The 26,404-nt window shown below is 53.6% G+C and carries 27 protein-coding genes; 16 read left to right on the top strand and 11 right to left on the bottom strand.

The window, feature by feature from the left end:
• Positions 1-22: 22 nt before the first annotated feature.
• The 6 genes from bssS to mdtH all read right to left on the bottom strand — a co-directional run bounded on the left by bssS (position 23) and on the right by mdtH (position 4,748).
• On the bottom strand, positions 23-277 hold the full coding sequence (gene bssS, locus IP582_RS15790) for a biofilm formation regulator BssS (protein WP_041851759.1): 255 nt from the start codon (positions 275-277) through the stop codon (positions 23-25).
• A 270-nt stretch (positions 278-547) separates the two neighbouring features.
• Complete coding sequence (dinI, locus tag IP582_RS15785; RefSeq protein WP_041851758.1) at positions 548-793, bottom strand: DNA damage-inducible protein I; 246 nt, start codon at positions 791-793, stop codon at positions 548-550.
• Between the two features lie 74 nt (positions 794-867).
• Positions 868-1,914: a dihydroorotase gene (gene pyrC / locus IP582_RS15780; protein WP_193793763.1), complete on the bottom strand. Its 1,047-nt coding sequence runs from the start codon at positions 1,912-1,914 to the stop codon at positions 868-870.
• A gap of 237 nt (positions 1,915-2,151) precedes the next feature.
• Entirely contained in the window at positions 2,152-2,712 is a 561-nt protein-coding gene (locus IP582_RS15775; protein WP_193793762.1) for a lipoprotein, read from the bottom strand.
• 115 nt (positions 2,713-2,827) lie between these two features.
• Positions 2,828-3,475, bottom strand: a complete 648-nt coding sequence (gene grxB / locus IP582_RS15770; RefSeq protein WP_193793761.1) for a glutaredoxin 2 — start codon at positions 3,473-3,475, stop codon at positions 2,828-2,830.
• Between the two features lie 64 nt (positions 3,476-3,539).
• Entirely contained in the window at positions 3,540-4,748 is a 1,209-nt protein-coding gene (mdtH, locus tag IP582_RS15765) for a multidrug efflux MFS transporter MdtH (RefSeq protein ID WP_193793760.1), read from the bottom strand.
• A 232-nt stretch (positions 4,749-4,980) separates the two neighbouring features.
• On the opposite strand from mdtH, the gene rimJ reads away from it, so the two are divergent.
• From rimJ to murJ, 4 genes are all read left to right on the top strand, one after another.
• Positions 4,981-5,565 (top strand): ribosomal protein S5-alanine N-acetyltransferase, encoded by a 585-nt coding sequence (gene rimJ / locus IP582_RS15760; protein WP_193793759.1) that lies wholly within the window; start codon positions 4,981-4,983, stop codon positions 5,563-5,565.
• A 9-nt stretch (positions 5,566-5,574) separates the two neighbouring features.
• Positions 5,575-6,228 carry a YceH family protein gene (locus tag IP582_RS15755; protein ID WP_193793758.1) on the top strand — a complete coding sequence of 218 codons (654 nt, stop codon included), beginning with the start codon at positions 5,575-5,577 and terminating at the stop codon, positions 6,226-6,228.
• A gap of 2 nt (positions 6,229-6,230) precedes the next feature.
• Positions 6,231-7,154: a Gfo/Idh/MocA family protein gene (locus IP582_RS15750; protein ID WP_193793757.1), complete on the top strand. Its 924-nt coding sequence runs from the start codon at positions 6,231-6,233 to the stop codon at positions 7,152-7,154.
• A gap of 106 nt (positions 7,155-7,260) precedes the next feature.
• Entirely contained in the window at positions 7,261-8,796 is a 1,536-nt protein-coding gene (gene murJ / locus IP582_RS15745; protein ID WP_193793756.1) for a murein biosynthesis integral membrane protein MurJ, read from the top strand.
• 60 nt (positions 8,797-8,856) lie between these two features.
• On the opposite strand, the gene flgN is transcribed toward murJ, so the two are convergent.
• The 3 genes from flgN to flgA form a co-directional block, all read right to left on the bottom strand.
• Complete coding sequence (flgN, locus tag IP582_RS15740; protein WP_193793755.1) at positions 8,857-9,279, bottom strand: flagella biosynthesis chaperone FlgN; 423 nt, start codon at positions 9,277-9,279, stop codon at positions 8,857-8,859.
• Between the two features lie 3 nt (positions 9,280-9,282).
• Positions 9,283-9,573 carry a flagellar biosynthesis anti-sigma factor FlgM gene (flgM, locus tag IP582_RS15735; protein WP_041851748.1) on the bottom strand — a complete coding sequence of 97 codons (291 nt, stop codon included), beginning with the start codon at positions 9,571-9,573 and terminating at the stop codon, positions 9,283-9,285.
• Between the two features lie 96 nt (positions 9,574-9,669).
• On the bottom strand, positions 9,670-10,335 hold the full coding sequence (gene flgA, locus IP582_RS15730; protein ID WP_193793754.1) for a flagellar basal body P-ring formation chaperone FlgA: 666 nt from the start codon (positions 10,333-10,335) through the stop codon (positions 9,670-9,672).
• A gap of 165 nt (positions 10,336-10,500) precedes the next feature.
• Between flgA and flgB the strand changes: the two genes are divergently transcribed.
• The 11 genes from flgB to flgL all read left to right on the top strand — a co-directional run bounded on the left by flgB (position 10,501) and on the right by flgL (position 20,395).
• Positions 10,501-10,917: a flagellar basal body rod protein FlgB gene (flgB, locus tag IP582_RS15725; RefSeq protein ID WP_041851746.1), complete on the top strand. Its 417-nt coding sequence runs from the start codon at positions 10,501-10,503 to the stop codon at positions 10,915-10,917.
• Positions 10,918-10,919: 2 nt separating this feature from the next.
• A complete protein-coding gene (gene flgC / locus IP582_RS15720) occupies positions 10,920-11,324 on the top strand; it encodes a flagellar basal body rod protein FlgC (RefSeq protein WP_041851745.1) in 405 nt (134 codons plus the stop codon).
• A gap of 12 nt (positions 11,325-11,336) precedes the next feature.
• Complete coding sequence (flgD, locus tag IP582_RS15715; RefSeq protein ID WP_193793753.1) at positions 11,337-12,023, top strand: flagellar hook assembly protein FlgD; 687 nt, start codon at positions 11,337-11,339, stop codon at positions 12,021-12,023.
• Between the two features lie 26 nt (positions 12,024-12,049).
• Positions 12,050-13,321 (top strand): flagellar hook protein FlgE, encoded by a 1,272-nt coding sequence (flgE, locus tag IP582_RS15710; RefSeq protein WP_193793752.1) that lies wholly within the window; start codon positions 12,050-12,052, stop codon positions 13,319-13,321.
• A 20-nt stretch (positions 13,322-13,341) separates the two neighbouring features.
• On the top strand, positions 13,342-14,097 hold the full coding sequence (locus IP582_RS15705) for a flagellar basal body rod protein FlgF (protein ID WP_193793751.1): 756 nt from the start codon (positions 13,342-13,344) through the stop codon (positions 14,095-14,097).
• A 15-nt stretch (positions 14,098-14,112) separates the two neighbouring features.
• Complete coding sequence (gene flgG / locus IP582_RS15700) at positions 14,113-14,895, top strand: flagellar basal-body rod protein FlgG (protein WP_041851741.1); 783 nt, start codon at positions 14,113-14,115, stop codon at positions 14,893-14,895.
• 57 nt (positions 14,896-14,952) lie between these two features.
• A complete protein-coding gene (locus tag IP582_RS15695) occupies positions 14,953-15,651 on the top strand; it encodes a flagellar basal body L-ring protein FlgH (protein ID WP_193793750.1) in 699 nt (232 codons plus the stop codon).
• Between the two features lie 12 nt (positions 15,652-15,663).
• A complete protein-coding gene (locus IP582_RS15690; RefSeq protein ID WP_041851739.1) occupies positions 15,664-16,758 on the top strand; it encodes a flagellar basal body P-ring protein FlgI in 1,095 nt (364 codons plus the stop codon).
• The gene (gene flgJ, locus IP582_RS15685; RefSeq protein WP_193793749.1) at positions 16,758-17,714 is read left to right on the top strand and encodes a flagellar assembly peptidoglycan hydrolase FlgJ; all 957 of its coding nucleotides are present in this window, start codon (positions 16,758-16,760) and stop codon (positions 17,712-17,714) included. Before IP582_RS15690 ends, flgJ begins: the two co-directional genes overlap by 1 nt.
• 75 nt (positions 17,715-17,789) lie before the next feature.
• Positions 17,790-19,430 (top strand): flagellar hook-associated protein FlgK, encoded by a 1,641-nt coding sequence (gene flgK, locus IP582_RS15680; protein ID WP_193793748.1) that lies wholly within the window; start codon positions 17,790-17,792, stop codon positions 19,428-19,430.
• A gap of 14 nt (positions 19,431-19,444) precedes the next feature.
• The gene (flgL, locus tag IP582_RS15675) at positions 19,445-20,395 is read left to right on the top strand and encodes a flagellar hook-associated protein FlgL (protein ID WP_110296055.1); all 951 of its coding nucleotides are present in this window, start codon (positions 19,445-19,447) and stop codon (positions 20,393-20,395) included.
• A gap of 76 nt (positions 20,396-20,471) precedes the next feature.
• Here the strand turns inward: flgL and IP582_RS15670 are convergent, their stop codons facing one another.
• A complete protein-coding gene (locus tag IP582_RS15670; RefSeq protein WP_041851735.1) occupies positions 20,472-21,686 on the bottom strand; it encodes an MFS transporter in 1,215 nt (404 codons plus the stop codon).
• Between the two features lie 118 nt (positions 21,687-21,804).
• Here IP582_RS15670 and IP582_RS15665 point away from each other — a divergent pair, with 118 nt between their 5' ends.
• Positions 21,805-22,743, top strand: a complete 939-nt coding sequence (locus IP582_RS15665) for a LysR family transcriptional regulator (RefSeq protein ID WP_193793747.1) — start codon at positions 21,805-21,807, stop codon at positions 22,741-22,743.
• Positions 22,744-22,783: 40 nt separating this feature from the next.
• On the opposite strand, the gene rne is transcribed toward IP582_RS15665, so the two are convergent.
• Positions 22,784-25,990: a ribonuclease E gene (gene rne, locus IP582_RS15660; RefSeq protein WP_193793746.1), complete on the bottom strand. Its 3,207-nt coding sequence runs from the start codon at positions 25,988-25,990 to the stop codon at positions 22,784-22,786.
• Between the last annotated feature and the right edge of the window lie 414 nt (positions 25,991-26,404).

The raw sequence follows: 26,404 nt of genomic DNA, 5'->3' as shown, positions 1-26,404 counted from the left end.
GAGTGATTATTGAGCATTATCGCTAATGCCTACGATACTCATTTTCCTGGTACTCGCCTGATTCTATTTTGGCGATACCCGCTTCTAAAATCGAAATAAACTGGCGGGCAACTTCGGTCGTTAACCACAACGTCTGGCCTACTTCGGTGTCCTGAGAAGCGGCTCTGTTTGGGGTCTGGTAATGTAAGCGCAACATCAGTGCGTCGTAACTGTCCACTGTGCTGATATCCCATCCAACCAGAGGATGGGTCTGGATGACTTCATTATTCTTTTCCATCATAACCCCCTTATGGCGTGTTAACTGACAACGACTTTCGAGGTTCAATGCGTGTTTTTGTGAAGCCTTTTCAGTATACCAATATTTAACCTTGCTGATCGAATAAATAACACTCTGCAACATAATTTTATTTCAGTTGGATTTTTTTGAACAAGGAAACGCTAACTTACGCGTGATTTTTATGCAGGTTAGGAGAGAACTAAGATTTTTGCTTAAAAAACAAAAAAAGCCGGGGCGACCCGGCAAAAACATGCACAATACAAACTCTTTTTAATCGCGGATAAACCAGTCGTCGGCGCTTTCCCACGTTTCTTGCAGAATTTCACTGACGCGCTCTTTATCTTCTTTTGCTCCGCCCATCACCGATAAGTTATTCGCTGTCGCATAACGAACCGTAATTTTATTTTCGCTATCAGGATAATAATTATTCAGTCGGCGGGATAGCTCGCTCGCCAGGGCATCAATAGCACCTGGCGGGAGCGGTGTAGTTTTGGCAATAGTCACTTCGATGCGCATGGCAACCCCCTGTGTTATTTACTGTATGTTTATACAGTTACATTGCAAGATTTACAACAGGGGGGTGAAAAAAATCAGGATTTCACTGTCCAGCGGACTGTCTCACCCGCGAGGAATGGGATAATCGCGTCTTCCGGCAAAGCAATACTGTCGATGACCGTTGAATCTTCACGCACCAGTTCAATGAAGGATTCATTCACCGGCAGGCCATAAAAATGCGGACCGTTGAGTGAACAGAACGCTTCAAAATGCTGCAGGGCATTCATCTCTTCAAACACGGTGGCATAACTTGCCAGCGCAGTCGGCGCGTTGAAGCAGCCTGCACAGCCACAGCTTGCCTCTTTACGATGGCGGGCGTGTGGCGCAGAGTCCGTGCCGAGAAACGCGCGGGTAAAGCCGCTGGCGACCAGTTCACGCAGCGCCTGCTGATGCACGTTACGTTTCAGGATAGGCAGGCAATACAGATGCGGACGTACACCGCCGACCAGCATATGGTTACGGTTGAACATCAAATGCTGCGGTGTGATGGTGGCCGCTAACAGCTCATTGCCGTCACGGACATATTCCGCGGCATCTTTGGTGGTGATGTGCTCGAACACCACTTTCAACCCCGGCAGACGCTGGCGAAGTGGCTCCATGACCGTCTCGATAAAGCGGGCTTCGCGATCGAAGATATCGATCTCTGCCTGGGTCACTTCACCGTGAACCAGCAGTGGCATCCCCAGTTTTTCCATGCGCTCAAGTACCGGCATGATGGCATCAATACTGGTTACCCCATGGCTTGAATTGGTCGTGGCATTCGCCGGGTAGAGCTTGGCGGCGGTAAAGACATTCTCGCGAAAACCGCGTTCCACTTCGTCGGGATTGAGTGAATCAGTCAGGTAGCAGGTCATTAGCGGAGTAAAGTCATGTCCGGCAGGTACGGCATCAAGAATGCGCTGGCGATAAGCAATTGCCGCCTCAACGCTGGTCACCGGCGGGACAAGATTGGGCATGACGATGGCGCGAGCATAAATTTCGCTGGTCCAGGGCACGACGGTTTTTAACATATCGCCGTCACGTAAATGAACGTGCCAGTCATCAGGGCGGCGGATTTTTAAAACCTGGGAATGTGCTGTCATGGGAGTGCTCCGGCTGGGTGAGAATCAGTCAATATGGCTGGTTTTTTGCCGGGCACTAAGCATAAGCGTATACCCATCATACTTCAAGCTGCATCTGAGCCACTTCGCGCTTGTCCCGGTCACTAACGTGAATAAGCTCCCGGGGGTTCATGGCGTCTTCGCTTTCCCACAACGCGAATGATGGTGGGTATAAACGCTTCGGCTTGCTTGTTTTCCAGAGAAAAAGCCCTTACGGGCTTAATCGGTGAGCGGGATGATAATTTCACCCGGCTTCACTTCGATACCCCTGGCATATTTCTTCGCCAGCGCTTCGCCTTTACTGCTGTCTTCACGCAGAATGTAAGCGGGGCGCTGATTAAAGTAGTTACGCAGGGACTGATTCAGGTAGGGCAGAAGGGTTTGCAGAATGGACTGCATTTTCTCCGGTGTGACGGTTGCGTCAACCACTTCCATCTCCTGGAGATAAATTGCCCCTTTTTCTTTATCGAAGACCGGCAGCGCCTTCATTTTGAGTTTCATGGTCGCTTTCTGATTACCAAAAAGAGAGTTCATCTCCAGATTGGCATCGCCGGAAAGGGTAACCTTATTCGGTTCCTCACGGCCAATCTGACTGACCAGATTACTGAGGACGATGTGCGCGTCTGCCACGCCGGGCAGGCCGATGTCTTTGGCGAAATCGTTGCGTTTTTGCAGTGACTGGTTAATTTCCTGCTCGCTGATGCTGTACTGTGTTAACTGGTTACAACCCACCAAAACGCCGCTTAAAATCAGAGCCGCGGCGAAAATAATCTTTTTCATTATGTTCCTCAAGAGAGTGCCTGTGTATTCATCCTTGTCTGTAGCATCAGTCCAGGGCAGAGGATAAGCCAGCAGAAAAAGCTGAAAGCGGAAGCGTACGCTTCCGCCTGGGACATTATATCGCCATTGAGGAGAGCAGGTTAATCTGCGTTTGTTTCGCCATGTTATCGCGGTAGTCGGCCACGCGCGTCGGCCAGTTAATCCCCGCCACAATGGTCAGGTTACGCAGTAAGGGGAACAGGTGAATATCATCATCCGACAGCTCTCCGTTTACCGCATTTGGCTGAACGATAAGCTTATCCAGTGCGCGTAAATCATCGCTGATTTTTTTGATAAGCCCGGCTGAGTGGGCCATGTGCTCTTCAAAATTGCCGATCGCCGCCTCTTTCTTCGCCACAAAATAGGTTCTGGCTTCTGGCGTAGCGAACTCGTCGAAGGGGCTTTTGGCAAAACGCGGAATGAGCAGACGATTGACGTAGCCATTGACTTTTCTCAGCCAGGCGTCGAGGGCTGGATTCTGCTTTCCGGTCAGCAACGGCTTACCGTCAAGTTTGTCCACGTAATGGACGATATCCATGCTTTCAGGTAGATAGCGGCTGTCGTCTTTTTGAAGTATCGGCGCCATTTTTTGGCCGATCATTCGGGTCGGCGTTGCTTCGTCATCATTGAGCAACACGTTGAGTTCGACGGGGATATTCTTGAGGCCGAAAATCATGCGGGCCTTAACGCAGAACGGGCAGTGATCATAAATGTAGAGTTTCACGGTTCTCCTCCATACTGATTGTCCATCACAAAAAAGTATGGAAGAGATTAAAAGGGCTGGCAAATCATGCGCCCGGTTCGAGCAGGCGAGACGGGGTGCGTTTTAGCGCGAATTGCCACAGCAGGGCGAAAAAGGTGATAAGTCCAATCAGCGCCAGCATCATCCAGGGTAACGTCGGCTGACTCAGTGCTTTACCCACGTCAAACAGCCAGCCCCCGCCGGCATAACCCAACGCACCGCCAAATGCCAGCCCCAGACGACTGAATCCCATATAACTACCGCGGGCACGGGAATCTGCCAGCGCCGCGCTTAACGTTTCACGTGCCGGTTCAGCAATAATGGAGCCGATATAAAAGGTGCAAATCAGCGTAAACAGTTGCTGCAGGCTGTTGACCAGGCCTATCGGCAACAGACTGAATGACATAAACAGCAGCCCGGCCATCAGCCGATGTTCCAGGCGAAAACGTTTTTCACTCCAGCGGGCAATAGGGTACAGCAGCGTCAGCGACAGGCTGGCTTCAATGGCATACATCCATTTTACTGCCGCAGGCGAACCGGCGATATTATTCACCATGATTGGCAGCATCAACATTACCTGAACCGCCAGCATGTAATAGCCAGTAAGTGTCAGTACGTAGGTGACAAAACGTTTATCACGCAAAACGCGGCCCAGACCTTCACGCACCGGTGTTTTTACCGTCGATAATTTCCATGCAGGCAGCAGCCAGGCGTTAAAGCCTGCACAAAGAACAAACACGGCGGCACCGACGATACAGACCAGACGGAAATCGTATTGCAGCAACCAACTGCCAATCAGTGCGCCGATCACCGCCCCCGCGCTGTCCTGCATCATTAATAGCGAGAAGAAGCGGCCGCGCTGCGATGGGCGAATCAGTTTAACCACCAGCGCCGTGCGCGGCGGATCGAAGAGCGTACCGCCTAGTCCGGATAATATGCAGGAGCACCACAGCAGCCAGGGTTCATGGGCGATACCCATGGTGGCAAAACCGGCAGCACGCATTAGCATGCCGATGACGATCAGTGGCTTAGCACCAAAACGGTCCGCGATGGCACCGCCGAAAACGCCCAGCCCTTGCTGCACGAATTGCCTTAACCCAAGGGCAATACCAACCATCAAGGCAGCCCAACCGAGTTGATCAACAAAACGTATAGAAATAAGCGGGAAAACGACGAAAAAGCCCAGCACCACCAACATATTATCGACGAGCAGGAAATATTTACCCAGGCTCCTTGCCTGCGATACGCGTGACATTTCCCCTCCCGGGAAATAAAAGTAAGTACGTTAATATTCTGCCGGGTCGCCTGATTTTTTCCCATCGTTGGCGCGACAATATTTTTTTATCAAAAGCGGGCTTTAATTCAGACTTCTCATCGAAAAAGCTTATGTATTGCGAAAATGCAGGTTGTTGTTTTCACAGAGTGGCTGCGCAAATGTATAGTAAAGGGAAGGGGTTGAGAGTGGTAACCGGAAGGAGAAGGAATGAATGTTTGGCTATCGCAGTAATGTGCCGAAAGTACGCCTGGTCACAGACAGGCTGGTGGTTCGCTTAGTTCATGAGCGGGACGCCTGGCGGCTTGCGGACTATTACGCTGAGAACCGTCAATTTTTAAAGCCCTGGGAACCGGTTCGTGACGAGAGTCATTGCTATCCGTCTGGTTGGCAGGCTCGCCTGGGGATGATTAACGAATTCCATAAACAAGGAACCGCTTTTTATTTCGCATTACTCGATCCAGAAGAAAAAGAGATCATCGGTGTCGCGAATTTCTCCAATGTGGTACGCGGTTCTTTCCATGCCTGCTATCTGGGGTATTCCATCGGGCAAAAATGGCAGGGGCAGGGGTTAATGTTCGAAGCGCTGACGGCAGCCATTCGCTATATGCAACGAACGCAACATTTGCACCGCATTATGGCGAATTATATGCCGCACAATAAACGCAGCGGCGATTTACTGGCGCGCCTTGGTTTTGAAAAAGAGGGCTACGCAAAAGCGTATCTGCTGATTGACGGGCAATGGCGTGACCACGTGTTGACGGCGTTGACCACCAAAGAATGGACCCCGGGTCGTTAAGGAGAAAACATGAAGTACCAACTCAGCGCCACGGAAGCGCGCGTTATCGGATGCCTGCTGGAAAAACAGATCACTACCCCTGAACAATATCCATTGTCGGTCAATGCCGTGGTGACCGCCTGTAACCAAAAAACCAACCGTGAACCGGTAATGAACCTCAGCGAGCATGAGGTGCAGGAGATACTGGATACGCTAGTAAAGCGCCACTACCTGCGCACAGTCAGTGGTTTCGGTAACCGTGTCACTAAATATGAGCAGCGTTTCTGCAACTCCGAATTTGGCGACCTGAAACTCTCTCCGGCGGAAGTGGCCATTATTACCACGCTGTTGCTGCGTGGCGCACAAACGCCGGGTGAACTGCGCGGGCGCGCGGCGCGGATGCATGAATTTAACGATATGGGTGAAGTGGAAAGCGCGCTGGAGAATCTGGCGCAGCGCGAAGATGGCCCGTATGTTGTGCGTTTACCACGCGAGCCTGGCAAACGGGAAAGCCGCTATATGCATCTGTTCAGCGGTGATGTGGAGACGCTGATTAACGTTGTGGAGACAGTAAGCCCGCTGGATAGCGACAACGATCTGGCTTTGCGGGTTGAAGCGCTGGAAAACGACGTCGCCGAACTGAAACAGCGTCTGGCTTCACTACTCGAACATCTGGGGGATTAATCGTGGCGGCATTACGTATAGGGGTTGTGGGATTAGGCGGTATCGCGCAAAAAGCATGGTTACCGGTACTGGGGGCGGCAACTGACTGGACGCTGGCGGCAGCCTGGTCACCCACGCGAGAAAAAGCGCAGCGTGTGTGCGACACCTGGCGTATTCCTTATGTCGGCTCTTTAGGCGAGCTCGCCGCGCAGTGCGACGCGGTTTTTGTTCACACCTCTACCGCCTCGCATTATGCGGTGGTGAGCGAACTCCTCAATGCAGGTGTTCATGTTTGTGTCGACAAACCCCTGGCAGAAAATCTGTCGGATGCGGAAAAGCTCATTGAACTGGCGGCACGCAAAAAGCTGACGCTGATGGTGGGGTTCAACCGCCGTTTTGCTCCGCTGTACCGTCAGTTAAAAAGTCATTTGCCGCAGGCAGCATCACTGCGAATGGATAAACATCGCAGCAACAGCGTTGGTCCGCACGATCTGCGCTTCACCTTACTCGATGATTATCTGCATGTTGTGGATACCGCTCTCTGGCTGGCCGGTGGCAGTGTGTCGCTTGCCAGCGGCACATTGCTGACCAATGACCAGGGTGAAATGATTTATGCCGAGCACCATTTTGCGCAGGGCGCGTTGCAAATCACTACCAGTATGCATCGCCGTGCCGGTAGTCAACGCGAATGGGTGCAGGCGGTAACGGACGGCGGACTGTATGACGTTACCGACATGCGTGAATGGCGTGAAGAACAGGGGCAGGGGATTGTGACTCCGCCCATACCCGGCTGGCAGAGTACGCTGGAGCAACGAGGCTTCGCCGGATGCGCGCGCCATTTTATCGAATGCGTGCAAAATCAGACGGTTCCGGAAACGGCGGGCGAGCAGGCTATCCTGGCCCAGCGTATCGTTGAAAAACTCTGGCGCGAGGCGATGAGCGAATAACCCTCTGTAACATATGGCGGTAGAAATTCGCGTTATTCCAGGTAGACTAAGCGCTTCGCGATACCAACGCCTGCTTTGTGCAGGCGTTGTGTTTATGGAACCTTAAATGAACTTATTAAAATCGCTGGCGGCCGTCAGCTCAATGACCATGTTTTCTCGCGTGCTGGGCTTTGCGCGCGATGCCATTGTGGCGAGGGTATTTGGTGCAGGGATGGCGACCGATGCCTTCTTTGTGGCCTTTAAACTGCCAAATCTCTTACGACGCATTTTTGCCGAAGGGGCATTTTCTCAGGCCTTTGTGCCCATTCTTGCGGAATATAAAAGTAAACAGGGCGAAGAGGCGACGCGCGTTTTTGTCGCCTATGTATCGGGGCTGTTGACGCTGGCACTGGCGATTGTCACCGTTGCCGGCATGCTGGCGGCGCCCTGGGTGATTCTGGTGACGGCGCCGGGGTTTGCCGACACGGCTGATAAATTTGCCTTGACCTCTCAGCTTCTGCAGATAACTTTCCCCTACATTTTGCTGATTTCACTGGCGTCGCTCGCCGGGGCGATCCTCAATACCTGGAACCGTTTCTCCGTCCCGGCATTCGCGCCCACGTTCCTTAATATCAGCATGATCGGTTTTGCTCTGTTCGGTGCGCCGTATTTCCATCCGCCGGTGCTTGCGCTGGCATGGGCGGTGACGGTGGGCGGTATCCTGCAATTGGTTTATCAACTGCCGCATCTGAAAAAAATTGGCATGCTGGTGCTGCCGCGTATCAGTTTCCGCGATGCGGGCGCGATGCGGGTGATGAAACAGATGGGGCCGGCGATCCTTGGCGTATCGGTCAGTCAGATCTCCCTGATTATCAACACCATTTTTGCCTCCTTCCTGGTCTCCGGTTCGGTCTCCTGGATGTATTACGCTGACCGCCTGATGGAGTTTCCATCCGGGGTACTGGGTGTGGCGCTGGGGACGATTTTGCTGCCGTCGCTCTCGCGAAGTTTTGCCAGCGGTAATCATGATGAATATTGTCGCCTGATGGATTGGGGGTTGCGGTTATGCTTTTTGCTGGCGCTGCCCAGCGCGGTGGCGTTAGGCATTCTTGCGAAGCCGCTGACGGTTTCGCTTTTTCAGTATGGTAAGTTTACCCCGTTTGACGCCCAGATGACTCAGCGAGCGCTGATCGCCTATTCGGTTGGCCTGATGGGCCTTATTGTGGTGAAAGTATTGGCTCCAGGGTTCTATTCACGACAGGACATCAAAACGCCGGTCAGGATTGCCATTGTCACGCTGGTGATGACGCAGTTAATGAACCTGGCATTTATTGGCCCGCTAAGACATGCCGGTCTGTCACTCTCGATTGGCCTAGCGGCCTGTCTGAATGCCAGTCTGCTTTATTGGCAGTTGCGTAAGCAGAATATCTTTACCCCACAGGCCGGCTGGGGCCGTTTCCTGACACGTCTGTTTATTGCGGTGATCGTAATGGCTGCCGCACTGCTGGGCATGCTGTATGTGATGCCTGACTGGGCGCAGGGCAACATGGCGCATCGCCTGGTTCGGCTCATGGTCGTGGTGGTGGTAGGCGTTGTGGCTTACTTCGCGACGCTTGCGGTGTTGGGGTTCAGAGTTAAAGATTTTGCCCGCCGGATAGCGTAAGCGCAAAAGGGAGTCGACCATGACAGTCGACTCCCGCATAAAAGAATGTGAACGCGTTAGCTAAATGGAAATCTTTTTTCCGCCCCTGCTACCCGTAAAGGTCTGACCGTCCGCACCATAAAGCCCTGGCTCCTGGTGAGGTTTCAGTACCTCGAGCGCTTTTCGGTTAAGGGCAATTTGCCCTTCGAGCAACCAGCCGTTGTGTTGGTTCAGATCACGCAGGTGTTGCGTTTTTCGTGTGATTATCTGCCAGCGATTGGCGATATCGTCATTCGCGCTACTTTGCACCTTTTGCGCTTCGCGGCGTTGCTGCTCAAGATAATCCAGTGTGGCAAGCAATGAGCTTTTCTCTTCCGTAATGCGTTGCAACGTGCTGCTATGCACATGGCCCACAGAGAGTTGTTTTTGCTCAGCATCCATCACGTCTTTTAATGCGTTCAGGATAACTGTCATCTGATCAAGAATGTCTGACAGTTGATTCATACATTATTTACTCAAGTAACTCTGCACTTCGTTAATCAGGGCATCGGCGATTTTACCGGTGTCCATCTTTAGCTCACCATTACGGATTGCCGTTTTCAGTTGTTCAACGCGTTCCATATTGACGTCGCTGCTACCCGGCTGCATCAATTTGGATTGGGCATCACTGAGCGTAACGCTCGTGCTGTTGGCGGTTTTCGATTTTTCCAGACGTACTTTCGTTGCCTGGGTGTCGCTGGTTTCACGTGGTTGTACGGTGCTAACCGGCTTTAAAGGCGATGTACGATCAATGCTCATAGTGTGTTGTCCTCATAGAGGTTTTCCGGCGTTTTGGGTCTGCCATCTTCAGTCGTTGCTTATTTATCGGCAGATGCCGCGAATTCTTTAAAAAGATTATAGGTTAATCAGAATATTCCCATCAGCGCCGACAATTCCACTTACAATTTGTCCAGAAGACATGCGTACCCGGGCACTTTGCGACACCGCCGCATTGTTCAGCGCCTGGCCTTCACTATTGACACTAAAGCCTTCGCCATTGGCTACAACCATCACTCGCTGGCCGGCTTTTACTCGCCAGGCCTGGCGCAGCATTGAGATCTGAACCGGTTGATCGGGTGAGAGATCGCGCAGGCTTACGGCATCTTGTGCCTGAGAAATATCGAGCATTGTTTTCGGTGGTAATTGATCGAGCCTGCCGCGTTTGAGCTTTACGCTTTCCGGCGTCAGTACACTACCACGGGCAATCGCCTGAGCGGCGACAACATAATTACCCGTCGCCTGGACGTTTACCTGCAAATAGCGCTTTTCGTTACCGCAGTTTGTCAATACGTTGACGTTCCCCCAAAGCTGAGCGTAACCCGTCAAACTTAAAGCCGGTTGCTCACAGGTGGGATAAAGATTTTTCGGCGTACGTATTGTTACCACCACCTCGTCACTAAAGCCAGCCAGTCGTTGTGCAAAAAACGCGGTGAGCTGCGCCTTTAAGTCTTGCGCCAACACTTGCGGGCTTAAAATCAAAAACAGCAATGCCGCGGCTAAACCGCTTTTCAACGTGTTCATCGCAGACCCCTGCCTGTTGTTTGTTGAAGAGATGACAGGATTCTACCCGTCACGCAAATCTATCAACGCAATAAATAGCGACGCATTTTGCGCTTATTCCGTCGATAAGGCGCGCGTAAGGAGATTTAAGCTGTTGACTAAATAATTGTCATCAGCGGGGAAGCCATGCTCGATAAACTTGATGCCGCGTTACGGTTCCAGCAAGAAGCACTGAATCTGAGCGCGCAGCGCCAGGAAATCCTGGCCGCCAATATCGCGAACGCCGATACCCCGGGGTATCAGGCGCGTGATATGGATTTTTCCAGCGAACTGAAAAAGGTGATGGAACGTGGCCGTGCAGAGAACACAGGCGTCTCGCTGGCGTTAACTTCCAGTCGCCATATTCCGGCGCAAGCCATTTCCACCCCGTCTCCAGACCTGCTTTATCGTATCCCGGATCAGCCATCTGCCGATGGCAACACCGTGGATATGGATCGCGAGCGTACACAGTTTGCGGATAACAGCCTTAAGTATCAGACAGGGCTGACCGTGCTGGGCGGGCAGATTAAAAGCATGATGTCCGTGTTGCAGGGGAATAACTAACCATGGCATTGCTGAATATTTTTGATATCTCCGGCTCCGCGCTTGCCGCGCAGTCCAAACGTCTGAACGTGGCTGCCAGTAACCTGGCGAACGCCGACAGCGTCGCCGGACCGGACGGTCAACCTTATCGCGCTAAGCAAGTCGTTTTCCAGGTGGATGCTGCACCAGGCCAGGCAACGGGTGGCGTAAAAGTGGCTGGCGTTGTTGAAAGCCAGGCACCCGACAAGCTGGTTTATGAACCCGGCAACCCACTGGCGGATGCGAAGGGCTACGTCAAAATGCCTAACGTTGATGTTGTCGGGGAAATGGTGAACAGCATGTCCGCGTCTCGCAGCTATCAGGCGAACGTCGAAGTGCTCAACACCGTTAAAAATATGATGCTCAAAACGCTTACTCTCGGCCAGTAAAAGGAGACATAAATGTCTATCGCCGTAAATGTGAACGACACGTCCAGTAGTAGTGTCAGCTCCACCAGCAGCAGTAGCAGCTCGTCTCAACTGACTACGAGTAGCGCGTCAGACCTACAGAGCAGCTTCCTGACCCTGTTGGTCGCACAGTTAAAAAACCAGGACCCAACCAATCCGCTGCAGAACAACGAACTGACCTCGCAGCTTGCGCAGATCAGTACGCTAAACGGGATTGAAAAACTGAACACCACCCTGGGATCTATCTCCGGGCAGATCGATAACAGCCAGGCGCTGCAGGCCAGCAATCTGGTAGGTCACGGTGTAATGATTGAAGGTACGACGATTCTGGCTGGCAGCTCAACCACAACGCCGTTTGGTGTTGAACTGACCCAGGCCGCAGATAAAGCGACCGCGACCATCACCAGCAAAGACGGCACCGTGGTACAGACCGTCAACCTGGGGCCGCTGACCGCTGGCGTCCATACCTTCAGTTGGGATGGAAAGCTTTCGGACGGCACCACCGCCCCAGATGGCTCTTATAAAGTTTCTATCGCCGCCAGTTCAGGCACTACGCAACTGGTTGCTCAGCCGCTGCAATACGCTCTGGTTCAGGGGGTAACGCTGTCGGAATCAGGCAACAAGTTAGATTTAGGTACCTACGGCACCACTACGCTCAACGAAGTTCGGCAGATTATTTAAGCCTTAACACTTATCAGGAGTAAGTCATGGCCTTTTCACAAGCGGTCAGCGGTCTGAATGCTGCGGCCACCAACCTCGATCTTATTGGTAACAACATCGCCAACTCCGCTACGTATGGCTTTAAATCCAGTACTGCGTCCTTCGCTGACATGTTTGCGGGTTCTAAAGTAGGTCTGGGTGTTAAAGTCGCGGGCGTTACCCAGGACTTTAATGACGGTACCACCACCAATACGGGACGCGGCCTGGATGTCGCGATTAGCCAGAATGGTTTCTTCCGCCTCGTTGATACCAACGGTTCCGTTTATTACAGCCGTAACGGTCAGTTCACGCTGGATGAAAACCGCAACCTGGTAAACATGCAGGGTCTGCAAGTAACGGGTTTTCCTGCAAGCGGTACGCCTCCGACCATCCAGTCAGGCGCTAACCCAACGGGGATCAATATCCCAACGACGCTGATGTCAGCACAAATCACCACCACCGCAACGATGCCGGTTAACCTGAACTCGTCTTCTAAGACGCCGACAGTGACCACGTTCGACCCGACTAACGCTGACAGCTACAACTTAAAAGGGCCGATCACCGTTTACGACAGCCAGGGTAACGCTCACGACATGAACGTGTTTTATGTCAAAAGCGCAACAAGTAACAATACATGGGATGTCTACACGCAGGATTCCAGCGTAACGGGCTCTACGGCGACCAAAGCGGCGCAGATGGTCTTTAATCAGAACGGTAGCCTGCAAGGTGTATACAACTACACCTTTAATACCACGACTGGTAACTACGATCTGTCCACGACGGCGAATACGAACCCTGCCATTACGGTCACTTCCGGTACGCTTAACGGCGCTACAGCGGCGACATTCTCCCTGAGTTTCCTGAACTCCATGCAGCAGAACACCACCAGCACAGTCGTGAGCACCTCGCAGAACGGCTACAAGCCGGGTTCTATGGTGAGCTACACCATTAACGATGACGGTACCGTCGTGGGTTCCTACTCCAACGAACAGAAACAGGTGCTGGGTCAGATTGTCCTGGCGAACTTCGCCAACAACGAAGGCCTGAAATCTGAGGGTGATAACGTATGGTCTGCCACTAACAAATCTGGCGTGGCGCTGTTGGGTACGGCAGGTACGGGTAACTTCGGTTCGCTGACCAACGGCGCACTCGAAGCCTCTAACGTGGATCTGAGTAAAGAACTGGTCAATATGATCGTCGCGCAGCGTAACTATCAGTCGAATGCGCAGACTATCAAAACCCAGGATCAGATCCTTAACACGCTGGTTAACCTGCGTTAATCGGCTGACGGGATGGTCTAATGGATCACGCAATATACACAGCGATGGGTGCGGCAAGTCAGACGCTGAACCAGCAGTCTGTCACCGCCAGCAACCTGGCCAACGCTTCAACACCGGGCTTTCGTGCGCAGCTTAGTGCGCTGCGTGCGGTACCGGTAGAAGGGTTGTCGCTGCCGACCCGTACACTGGTCGCCGAGACCACACCTGGCGCTGATATGACGCCAGGCGATCTAAACTACACGTCACGTCCACTGGATGTTGCCCTGCAACAGGATGGCTGGCTGGCGGTGCAGAGCGCGGATGGTTCCGAAGGGTATACCCGTAACGGTAACATTCAGGTCACACCGACCGGGCAACTGACCATTCAGGGGCATCCGGTCATGGGTGAGAACGGGCCGATTGCTGTTCCGGAAGGTTCACAGGTCACCATTGCCGCGGATGGGACCATTTCCGCCCTGACCGCCGGTGATCCGCCGAACACGGTCTCCCCGGTTGGCAAACTGAAACTGGTGAAAGCGAACGGCAGTGAAGTGGTGCGTGGCGATGACGGTCTTTTCCGCGTCAGCCAAAGCGCGCAAGCCACGCGTGGCCAGACGTTACAGCCGGACCCGAATGTCCGCGTCATGTCAGGTGTGCTGGAAGGCAGTAACGTTAAACCTATGGCGGCAATGGCCGATATGATCGCCAGCGCGCGCCGCTTTGAAATGCAAATGAAAGTTATTGGTAACGTTGATGAGAATGAGCAGCGTGCCAACCAGTTACTTTCCATGAGCTAATAAACAGGATTTCCTATGATAGGTTCATTATGGATCGCTAAAACCGGCCTCGACGCCCAGCAAACCAATATGGACGTTATCGCCAACAACCTGGCGAACGTCAGTACCAATGGTTTCAAACGTCAGCGCGCGGTATTTGAAGATCTGCTTTACCAGACGATTCGTCAGCCTGGTGCGCAATCTTCTGAACAGACTACGCTGCCTTCTGGCCTGCAGATTGGTACCGGTGTTCGCCCGGTGGCCACCGAACGTCTGCACAGCCAGGGTAACCTCTCCCAGACGAACAACAGTAAAGATGTGGCTATCAAAGGCGAGGGCTTCTTCCAGGTCCTGCTGCCGGACGGCACCTCTGCTTATACCCGTGATGGTTCATTCCAGGTTGACCAGAATGGCCAGTTGGTAACGTCGGGCGGATTCCAGGTTCAGCCTGCCATTACCATTCCGGCTAACACCCTGAGTATCACCATTGGTCGTGACGGTGTGGTCAGCGCCACGCAGCAGGGGGCGACAGCGCCTGTGCAGGTGGGGCAGCTTAACCTGACAACCTTTATGAACGACACCGGTCTGGAAAGTATCGGTGAAAACCTGTACCTCGAAACACAGTCTTCCGGCACGCCGAACACCACCACGCCGGGGCTGAACGGAGCAGGCCTGCTGTATCAGGGGTATGTGGAAACCTCGAACGTAAACGTAGCGGAAGAACTGGTGAACATGATCCAGGTTCAGCGCGCTTATGAAATTAACAGCAAAGCGGTATCGACCACCGATCAGATGCTGCAGAAACTGTCGCAACTCTAAGGCGTTATCCGGTGCGGCGCAGGCTGCACCGGAACCCTGATTTCGAAGATGAATGTAATGCAAAAAAACGCCGCGGGCCGCTACCCCCTGTTAGCTTTACTGGCACTGATGTTGAACGGATGTGCCTGGGTTCCCTCAACACCGCTGGTGCAGGGCGCAACGACCGCTCAACCGCTGCCGGGACCCGTTCCGGTCGTCAATGGCTCTATTTACCAGACTGCGCAGCCTATCAACTATGGCTACCAGCCGCTGTTTGAAGACCGTCGCCCGCGTAACGTCGGGGATACATTGACGCTGGTGCTGCAAGAAAACGTGAGCGCCAGTAAGAGTTCATCAGCGAATGCCAGCCGCGATGGCAAAAGCAGTTTCTCAATGGATACTACGCCTCGCTATCTGGAAGGCTTGTTCGGCAATGCACGTGCAGACCTGACGAGCGCGGGTAGCAACTCGTTTAACGGCAAAGGCGGCGCTAACGCCAGCAATACATTTAGCGGCACGTTGACCGTTACGGTCGACCAGGTACTGATCAACGGCAATTTACACGTGGTGGGTGAAAAACAGATCGCCATCAACCAGGGCACTGAATTTATCCGCTTCTCAGGTGTTGTGAACCCACGCACCATCAGCGGCAGCAATACGGTTCCGTCCACACAGGTGGCGGACGCGCGCATCGAGTACGTCGGCAACGGCTACATTAACGAAGCGCAGAATATGGGCTGGCTGCAGCGTTTCTTCCTCAACTTATCGCCGATGTAACCGGGGTGAATTATGTTTAGATTTCTGGCTGGAATAGCGTTAGTGCTGGTGGCGTTTGTCGCCCAGGCCGACCGCATCCGGGACCTCACCAGTGTACAGGGCGTACGTGAAAACTCCTTAATTGGTTATGGCTTAGTGGTTGGCCTTGACGGAACGGGTGACCAGACCACCCAAACGCCATTCACTACTCAGAGCCTGAATAACATGTTGTCGCAGATGGGGATCACCGTCCCGGCTGGCACCAACATGCAGCTCAAAAACGTTGCGGCGGTCATGGTTACCGCCCAGCTTCCGGCGTTTGGCCGCCAGGGGCAGACCATTGACGTGGTGGTCTCCTCTATGGGTAACGCGAAAAGCCTGCGTGGCGGTACGCTGCTGATGACCCCGCTGAAAGGGGTGGATAGTCAGGTCTATGCCCTGGCGCAGGGAAATATTCTGGTCGGTGGCGCAGGCGCATCCGCCGGTGGCAGCAGCGTGGCGGTTAACCAGCTTAACGGTGGACGTATCACTGGCGGTGCCGTGATTGAACGCGAGTTACCTTCCCAGTTTGGCAATGGCAACACCATCAACCTGCAATTGAACCAGGACGACTTCACGATGGCGCAGCAGATTGCTGACACCATCAACCGTCGTGGCATGGGGGGCGCAACCGCGCTGGATGCCCGTACGGTTCAGGTCCGCGTGCCGCAAGGCGGTAGTTCGCAGGTTCGCATGCTGGCGGATATCCAGAACCTGGAAGTAGGTGTCGCGCCGCAGGACGCTAAAATTGTTATCAACTCCCGTACAGGTTCTGTTGTCATGAACCGCGAAGTAACGCTGGATAACTGCGCTGTGGCACAGGGGAACCTCTCGGTCACGGTCAACCAGTCAGCCAATGTCAGCCAGCCGAACACGCCGTTTGGCGGTGGTCAGACAGTGGTCACGCCGCAAACACAGATTGACCTGCGGCAGAGTGGCGGCTCCCTGCAAAGTATTCGTTCCAGCGCCAATCTGAATAGCGTGGTACGTGCACTGAACGCGCTGGGTGCAACACCTATTGACCTGATGTCCATTTTGCAATCAATGCAGAGCGCGGGTTGCCTGCGGGCTAAGCTGGAGATCATCTAATGCTGACTGACAGCCGCTTGATGGCGAGCGCAGCATGGGACGCGCAATCGCTTAACGAACTGAAAACCAAAGCCGGTCAGGATCCGCAGACTAACCTGCGGCCGGTGGCGCGTCAGGTTGAGGGGATGTTCGTGCAAATGATGCTGAAAAGCATGCGCGAAGCCCTGCCAAAAGACGGTATTTTCAGCAGCGATTCCACGCGGATGTACACCAGCTTATATGACCAACAAATTGCCCAGCAGATGACGGCAGGCAAGGGACTGGGACTGGCCGATATGATGGTCCAACAGATGTCCGGCGGGCAGGCGCCGGTTGCTCCGGATGACCAGATGCAGCAGGTGCCGATGAAATTCGATCCCGAAACCATCAACACCTATCAAAGCCAGGCTATTACGCAAATGGTGCGTAAGGCACTGCCGAAAGCGCCGGAAACGAGTGACGAGCCGCTGAGCGGTGACAGTAAAGACTTCCTGGCTCAACTTTCCCTGCCTGCTCGTCTTGCCAGTGAGCAAAGCGGGGTTCCTCACCATCTGATTCTGGCGCAGGCCGCGCTGGAATCGGGTTGGGGCCAGCGACAAATCACCCGTGAAAACGGTGCGCCGAGCTTTAACATTTTCGGCGTGAAGGCGACGCCTGGTTGGAAAGGGCCGACCACCGAAATCACCACCACTGAATATGAAAATGGCGAAGCCAAAAAGGTTAAAGCCAGGTTCCGTGTCTACAGCTCGTATCTGGAAGCGCTCTCTGATTATGTCAGCATGTTAAGTCGCAATCCGCGGTATGCGGCGGTGACGACAGCGGCAACGCCTGAACAAGGCGCACAGGCGTTGCAGAACGCGGGTTATGCCACCGATCCGAAATATGCGCAGAAACTGACAAGTATGATTCAGCAGCTTAAGTCGATGGGCGAGAAGGTCAGCAAGGCCTACAGCAATGATATTGAAAATCTGTTCTGAAACGACTCAAGTTCAGCTCAGGGTTGCCGATAATCGTTAGCAGGACTTATGTCTCAAAGTTTATAAGGAACCTCAATGGCCAACTTGATTAATACCGCGATGAGTGGGCTCAGTGCAGCCCAGGCGGCGCTTAATACCACCAGTAATAACATTTCAAGTTATAACGTGACGGGCTATACCCGCCAGACAACAGTCCTGACTGCGGCGAATAGCACTCTGGGTGCTGGTGGGTGGATTGGCAACGGTGCGTTTGTCTCTGGTGTGCAACGTGAATATGATTCGTTTATTACGAACCAGTTACGCGCAGCGAATACCCAGAGCAGCAGCCTGACGACCCGTTATAACCAGATGTCAAAAATTGACAACATGCTGTCGGGTTCAACCAATACGCTGGCCACTGCGCTGCAAGGTTTCTTCTCCAGTGTTCAGACGCTGGTCAGTAACGCCGAGGATTCGTCATCCCGCCAGAGTGTACTGGGTAAAGCCGATGGTCTGGTTAACCAGTTTAAAGTGGCTGACCAGTACCTGCGCGATCAGGACAAACAGGTTAACACCTCTATCTCATCAAGCGTTGATCAGATTAATAACTACACCAGCCAAATCGCTAATCTGAACGACCAAATTTCACGTCTGACGGCAGTAGGTGGCGGCGCATCGCCAAACGACCTGCTGGATCAGCGCGACCAACTGGTAAGTGAGCTAAACGGCATTGTGGGCGTTGAAGTCAGTGTCCAGGACAACAGCACGTTTAACATCACAATGGCGAATGGCTATACGCTGGTTCAGGGCAGTACTGCCCGTCAGCTGGCCGCGGTTGCATCCAGTGATGATCCTGCCCGTACGACGGTTGCTTATGTTGACCCGACCGCAGGGAACATTGAAATTCCGGAAAAACTGCTGACCACCGGTTCGCTGGGGGGCGTGTTGACTTTCCGCTCTCAGGATCTGGACAAAACCCGCAATACGCTGGGCCAGTTGGCTTATGTTTTCGCTGATAAGTTCAATGCACAGCATAAACAAGGCTATGACACCGATGGTGATCCGGGTACAGACTTCTTCACGATTGGCACGCCGTCTACCCTGAGCAATGCGAAAAACACCGGTACTGGTGCCCTGTCAACAATCATCAGTGACAGCACCAAAGTGCAGGCGACGGATTACAAACTGCTTAAAACAGATACTGGCTGGAATGTGACCCGACTGGCGGATAATACGGCGTTTGCCGTTACGCCGGATGCCAGCGGAAACCTCAGTTTTGACGGACTGACCGTCAGCGTTTCCGGTACAGCGAACAAAAACGACAGTTTCACGGTGAAACCGGTCGTGAACGCCATTACCAATATGAGCGTGGCGATCACCGATGAGTCGAAAATTGCCATGGCCGCCAGCGCGACTTCCGGTAAAAGCGACAATACCAATGGTCAGGCGCTGTTAAATCTGCAAAACAGCAAAGTCATCGGCAATACAAAAAGTTTTAACGATGCCTACGCGTCAATGATCAGCTATGTCGGTACAACAACTTCTACGCTGAAAACCAGCAGTACGACGCAGGCGAATGTGGTTACGCAACTTTCTGACCAGCAACAATCGATTTCTGGCGTCAACCTCGACGAAGAGTACGGTAACCTGCAGCGTTACCAGCAATATTATCTCGCAAACGCGCAGGTGTTGCAGACGGCAAACACGCTGTTCGATGCGATACTGAACGTACGCTAAGTAAGGGGTAAGAGATGCGTATTAGTACTCAGATGATGTATGACCAAAACATGCGTGGCATTACCAATTCACAGACTAAGTGGATGGATTATGGCTTGCAAATGTCGACAGGCCAGCGCGTGAACAAGCCTTCTGACGATCCGATTGCCGCCTCCCAGGCTGTAGTGGTTTCTCAGGCTCAACAGCAGAACGAGCAGTATAAAACCGCGCGTACTTTCGCTACTCAGAAAGTATCGTTGGAAGAAAGCGTGCTGTCACAGGTGACCACTGCTGTAACTGCGGCACATACCTCGCTGGTTGCGGCTGCGAACGGTACACTGAGCGACGATGACCGTGCGTCTATGGCGACAGAGCTACAAGGTGTTCGCGATCAATTGCTCAACCTGGCAAACAGCACTGATGGTAATGGTCGCTATATTTTTGGTGGCTATAAAACCGACACTCCACCGTTTAACGCCGCAGGTGCTTACAATGGCGGCAGTGTTGCGATCAGTCAGCAGGTGGATGCGTCCCGTAGCATGGTGATTGCCCACACGGGCGATCAGGTCTTCAATAGCATTACCAGCAATGCGATCCCGGAACCTGGTGGTGGTACTTCGCAAACCAACGTGTTCAGTATGTTAGATGACGCGATTGCGGCGCTGAAAGTCCCGGTTTCCGGTAACGAGGCAGCTCAGGCTGTTTCTCAGGCAGCCCTGGATAAAGCCAACCGTGGCCTGACTAACTCGCTGAATAACGTATCGACCGTTCGCGCGCAGTTGGGTACACAGTTGCAGGAGCTGACCAATCTCGATGAATTGGGTGATGACCGTTCGCTTTCGCTGAAAACACAGATGAGCGATCTCGTCGATGTAGACTGGAACTCAGTAATATCGTCTTACACCATGCAGCAGACGGCATTGCAGGCATCCTATAAAACATTTAGCGACATGCAAGGCATGTCGCTGTTCCAGCTCAATAAGTAATCTTCGCTTTAGAACATGTCTGGAAACTGGAACATGTTCTGTGTGCCTGCACCGGTATCCGGTGCGGGCCTTTTTTTTAGCCGATATTTCGCGATTGTGCAGTAACACGACGGTTATCCACTAAACGGATCACCAGGGCGACTGCGCCCGTCAACGTTGCCAGCGCCACCACGCCAGGCCAGGCGGCGATAGTATAAACTTTACTGCCCAGCGCTGAACCCAGCGCCATCCCAATGAACACCACAGTAAAGAGAAGGGCATTCAGACGGCCACGCGCCTTTGGCTCCAGGCCATACACCAGATTCTGGTGCGCCACGAGACTGGATTGTAAGCCAAGATCAAAACCAACAGCCGACAGGGCTATCAGTGCCAGTTGTCCATGCGGCGGCAATGCCGGCAGTGCGAACATCAGCGCAAAGGATATTGTGACCAGCCCGGCACCCAGTTGAGTCACTTTTTCAGCACCGACTTTATCTGCCAGTCCCCCGGCTAAGGGGGCCGCCAGTGCGCCTGCTGCACCTGCAATACCAAACATGCCTGCGACGGCGCTTCCGAGCTGATAGTTATCCAGCAACATTACTGCAAGGGTTGACCAGAAAGCGCTAAACGCGATGGATAAAAAGCCCTGCGCAAACGCAGCACGGCGTAGGGCAGGGTAACGCTGCCAAAGATGTGCCATCGTTTTCATCAGCGCGGGATAACCGAGCGTTGAATGCGCGGCGAATCGCGGCAACACAAACCACATCAGAACGGCGATAAATGCAATGCTGACAGCAGCAAGCTGGAACATAATGCGCCAGCCAAACGCTGCGCCGACAACGCCGCTCACGGTACGAGAAAGCAAAATACCCAACAGTAACCCCGTCATCACTGTACCGACGGTTTTCCCTTGCTTACCTTCGGGGGCAAGAATGGCGGCGGCGGGAACAATATCCTGCGCCATGGTGGCCGCCATCCCGATCAACAGACTGATAAGTAATAACCCCGGCAAATGTGTCATCAGACTACAGGCCAGCAGCAGTAAAGCCAGCGCCACGCTTTTCGCAAGAATAAGATGACGACGATCGTAACGGTCGCCCAGTGGCAATAAAAAGAGGATGCCCAGCGCGTAGCCTGCCTGCGTCAACGTCGGAACCAGCCCCATTCCGTTAACGGTCAAATGCAGATCGCTGCCCATCAGCGGTAATAAGGGTTGTGCATAATAAATCGCGGCGACGCTAAAACCCGCCCCCAGCGCCAGCGCAAAGATAATCCACTGCGCCGGATTTAACGATTGAGAACGACGGTTCATAACTTTTCCTCAAACATATTCATAGTTGGTGTGAATGTATTTTTGTCGATTACAGCGTGACGCGGTAGCCAGCAGAGTGGTAAAACGGTTATACGTGAAACGTATGGGAGATGTTTAAATGCAGCGTGCAGAACGTATAGACCGCGTTGATCTGATGCGCACGCTGGTGCGCATTGTAGAGGCGGGGTCGCTATCGGCCGCAGCGCGCCAGCTCAATACCACGCAGGCCACGGTGAGTCGTCGCCTGCAGTCGCTGGAAACCATGCTCGGGGTCAAACTGGTTCTTCGTACCACCCATGCGATGAAGCTCACCGACGATGGCGAGCGCTGCTATCAACATGCGAGACGTGTCATTGATGCCTGGCTTGCGCTGGAAGATGAACTGAGTCAGACAGAAGACGAGCCTGTCGGGATGCTTCGTGTACGGGCGCCTCATGCCTTCGGTCAGGAACAGCTCCTGGCCCCGCTGACGCATTTTCTGGAGCGCTATCCGCAGCTTTCAGTGCAATGGATGCTTAATGATAAGACCGTCAATTTTCTCAGCGAGAATCTTGATTGCGCGATTCGGGTTGGGGCCGAAGTGGACCCGGCGACGGTTTCCGTCCTGCTTGCCGAAGTTCCGCGTTCCATTGTCGCATCGCCGACGCTGCTGGCCCGTTTTGCGGAAATCCGTACGCCTCAGGATCTGGCGACGCTGCCGTGGATTGCGTTAAGCACTTTTTACCAGCATAACGTTGCCGTCACAAACGTGCTTAGCGGGGTAACAGAGCAAATAACCATTGCGCCAAGGCTCTATACCGACAGTTTATATGTGGCACGTAATACCGCGCTGTCGGGGCTGGGTGTGGCCATTGTCTCAAGCTGGACGGTGGAGCAGGATATTGGCAACGGCAGACTGGTGGCTTTACTGCCTGAGTGGCAGATCCCACCGTTGCCTGTGCATCTGGTGTATCCCTGGGCGCGTTATTATCCGGCACGTTTGCGGATGTTTCTCCAGTTGATGCGCGAAGTGATGCCGGGCCTGAGCGGAATGCGGCAGCCTGCGCTGAAAGCATAAAAAAGCCGACCCGGTGGTCGGCTTTTTATCAGCAGAGTGCTTATTCCGCCGCGTTTGGTCGTGTAGCTGGCGCTGTTGCGGTATGCGTGGCGCTATGACCGCCTGCAGAACCTTTGCCATCAAAGTTAAACTGCGGACGCACCCAGTCACTGTGACGCGGCGCTTCCGGCACATAGGCAGGTGCAGGTGCTTTGGTCATCGGCGCAGTGGCATGATGGACCTCGCTGGCTGCCACAGGGGCTACGCGCTCAATCGCTGCAGCAACCGGTGCCACAGGTTCAACAACCGGTGCTACCGGAGTAGCTTCTGGCTGTTTTTCCTCGACAGCGACAGGCGCTTGCGGTTGCTCTGCAACAGGTGCTGTGTCTTCAACAACCGGTGTCACGACGGCAGGTTCAGCGGCTTGCGCCACCTCTTCGGCGACCGGACGGTCTTCCTCTGCGATCAGTTCCGGCTGTGCTTCAACCGGGGCTTCGATCACTTCCGGATGCGTGGTTTCGACCACAACAGGCTCTGGCTCGATAACCGATGCCTGCGGTGCGACTTCAACCACTTCCTCAGTCGGTGCCTGTACATCAGCTACGACGGACTGCTGTTCTTGCTGAGCGGTGGCCACAACTTGTTCGACTTCGGCAATGGCAGGTGCGACATCGTTAGCGATGGCACTGTTTTGCTGCTCAACAACCGGTGCTTCTTGCACCTCGTCCTGAGGACGCGTAACCGGATAGCGAACCCACACTTTACCTGACGCCATTTCCGGAGAAGCACAAGCAATCTCCAGCGGCATTGCGGACTGTGCCGGGTAACGCTCATCACGGTAGCGACGGCGACGCTGACCACTGACGCGCAGATGACGCGGCGAACGGCGAGAACGACGCGGCATACCTGCGGTATCACGGTTTTCTGCGGTTTCTTCTTGCTCAGCGATGTTCTCTACAACAGCCGGCAGGTCCACTTTCGCCAGCTCTGTACGTTGTACAGGGGCTTCTGTGGTACCCGGCTCTACGGCAACAGTCTCTTCACTTGTGCTTGCCGGAGCATCACCGAAACGGACTTTCTGGTTCAACTGACGCTGTTTACGGCGCGGCATCACCTGAACGCGCTCTTCCTGTTCGACTTCCTGCTCAGGTTGTTCTTCACGATTCAGCGCTTTCACATCCTGCTGCGCCTGGCGTTTTTCGTCGTTATTACGACGACGATTGCGCTCGCGGCGGGAAGGCTGCTGCTCATCACGCTGTTTCGCTTTTTCCGTCTCTTCCGCAGCTACGGGTACTGGCTGACGAGCTTCACGCGCTTCGGCATTCTGCTGCGGTTTCTCACGGCGATTACGGCGATTGTCATCGCGGTTCTCGCGCGCTTCATTACCTTCTGCACGCGGCTCACGACGTTCATTGCGGTCGCGACGGTTACCCTGGCGCGATTTGCGGCGATCTTGCTGGCGCTCCTGCTTCTCTTCTTTTTTCTCTTCCTGAACTTCGACTGGTGCGGCAGTTTCACTCCCGGCAAACAGGTTTTTCAGGGCGGAGACAAGACGGCTAAGAAGACCCGGGGCGGCAGGTACGGCTACCGAAGGCTCGCTGCTTGCAGCCAGTTGCGGCTTCGCTACAGGGGCTTCAGGTGCCGTTGGCGCAGGCGGAATTTCCGGCATGACGAAAGTCGCCAGTGCAGGCTGCTCAGGGCGTTTACGCTCAGCAGATTCTTCATCTGACGGCATAGCCATCTCTTCTTCATGCAGCTTCGGCAGCATGTAGCTGAGGGTAGTTGTCTCTTCGCCTTTACGCACGCGCAGTACGGAATAGTGCGGCGTTTCCATCTGGTCGTTCGGTACGATTACGCAACGCACGCCACCCTGACGGGTTTCAATAGCGCTGACTGCGGCGCGTTTTTCGTTCAACAGATAGGAGGCGATCGGCACTGGAACGATGGCATGCACTTCCTGGGTATTCTCTTTCAGCGCTTCTTCTTCGATAAGACGCAGAATAGAAAGTGACAGGGATTCGTTGTCACGGATAGTCCCGGTTCCGCTACAACGCGGGCACACATGGTGGCTGGACTCGCCGAGTGACGGGCTCAGGCGCTGACGGGACATCTCCAGCAGGCCGAAGCGAGAAATATGGCTGATTTGAATACGCGCACGGTCCTGACGAACGGCTTCGCGTAGACGGTTTTCCACCGCGCGCTGATGGCGTACCGGCGTCATATCGATAAAGTCGATAACGATCAGACCGCCGAGGTCGCGCAGACGCAACTGACGTGCAATTTCGTCGGCCGCTTCCAGGTTAGTGTTAAAGGCGGTCTCTTCGATATCACCGCCACGGGTGGCACGTGCGGAGTTGATATCGATGGCGGTCAACGCTTCGGTGCTATCGATAACGATAGAGCCGCCGGACGGCAGACGGACTTCACGCTGGAAGGCGGATTCAATCTGCGATTCGATTTGGTAGTGGCTAAACAGCGGAATTTCACCGGTGTAGAGCTTAATTTTGCTGCTGAAATCCGGACGACCCAGCGCGGAGATATGCTGGCGAGCCAGCTCAAGCACTTTCGGGTTATCGATAAGGATTTCGCCGATGTCCTGACGCAGATAATCACGGAAAGCACGAACGATAACGTTACTTTCCTGGTGAATCAGGAACGGAGCAGGGCGGTTTTCAGCGGCCTTCTGAATAGCTTCCCAGTGTTTCAGGCGGAAGCTCAGATCCCACTGCAGGGCATCGGCAGACTTACCCACACCGGCGGTACGGACGATCAGACCCATGCCATCGGGCAATTCGAGGCTGGCCAGCGCTTCTTTCAGTTCGGTACGGTCGTCGCCCTCAATACGGCGAGAAATGCCACCCGCGCGCGGGTTGTTTGGCATCAGTACCAGATAGCTGCCTGCCAGGCTAATAAAGGTAGTCAGCGCAGCGCCTTTGTTGCCGCGTTCTTCTTTATCAATCTGGACGATAACTTCCTGACCTTCGCGCAACACATCTTTGATGTTCGGACGGCCATGAGAGTTGTAATTGGCAGGGAAATATTCGCGGGCAATTTCTTTGAGGGGAAGGAAACCGTGACGTTCAGCGCCGTAATCAACAAAGGCAGCTTCCAGGCTCGGTTCAATTCGGGTGATTTTACCTTTGTAGATGTTCGCTTTTTTCTGCTCGTGTCCAGGACTTTCAATATCCAGATCGTACAGACGCTGCCCATCAACAAGGGCGACACGCAACTCTTCTTGCTGAGTTGCGTTGATTAACATTCTTTTCATCGTAACTTACTCATTATTCTTACATTGACGACTAAGCTGCGGGCATGATGACGCCTTTCCGGGGGAGAACCGATGGCCTCGTGTCTGTTCACGTCGCCAACCTCACGGTTGTCGTTCGCTTAAGAGGCGCAGTGTGTCGGTTGCCTGTATTTCCTGTGGAAAACACAGCGCAATTATCAGGGGAACAGCCTGGGAAAAACTCTCCAGAGAAGATTCCATCTACCGGTAAGGACTGCAACCCGCAGCCCGCTAACTGCCTGAAAGTCCAATACGTCTTACGCCATTGCTGCGTGTATGGTCGGACAGGCAAAACTGGTCATTCCGCACAATTGCTTGTTATAACAAGATCCAACGCGGAAAACTGCAACATTATTCCTTGCGAACCCCGTTATAGCAAGCTGACTTTTACCTTTT

Source organism: Citrobacter sp. BDA59-3 (assembly GCF_015167655.1).
Lineage (GTDB): Bacteria > Pseudomonadota > Gammaproteobacteria > Enterobacterales > Enterobacteriaceae > Phytobacter > Phytobacter diazotrophicus.
Note: the sequence above shows the minus strand (reverse complement) of the source record. Positions and strands in the feature narration are given on the sequence as shown.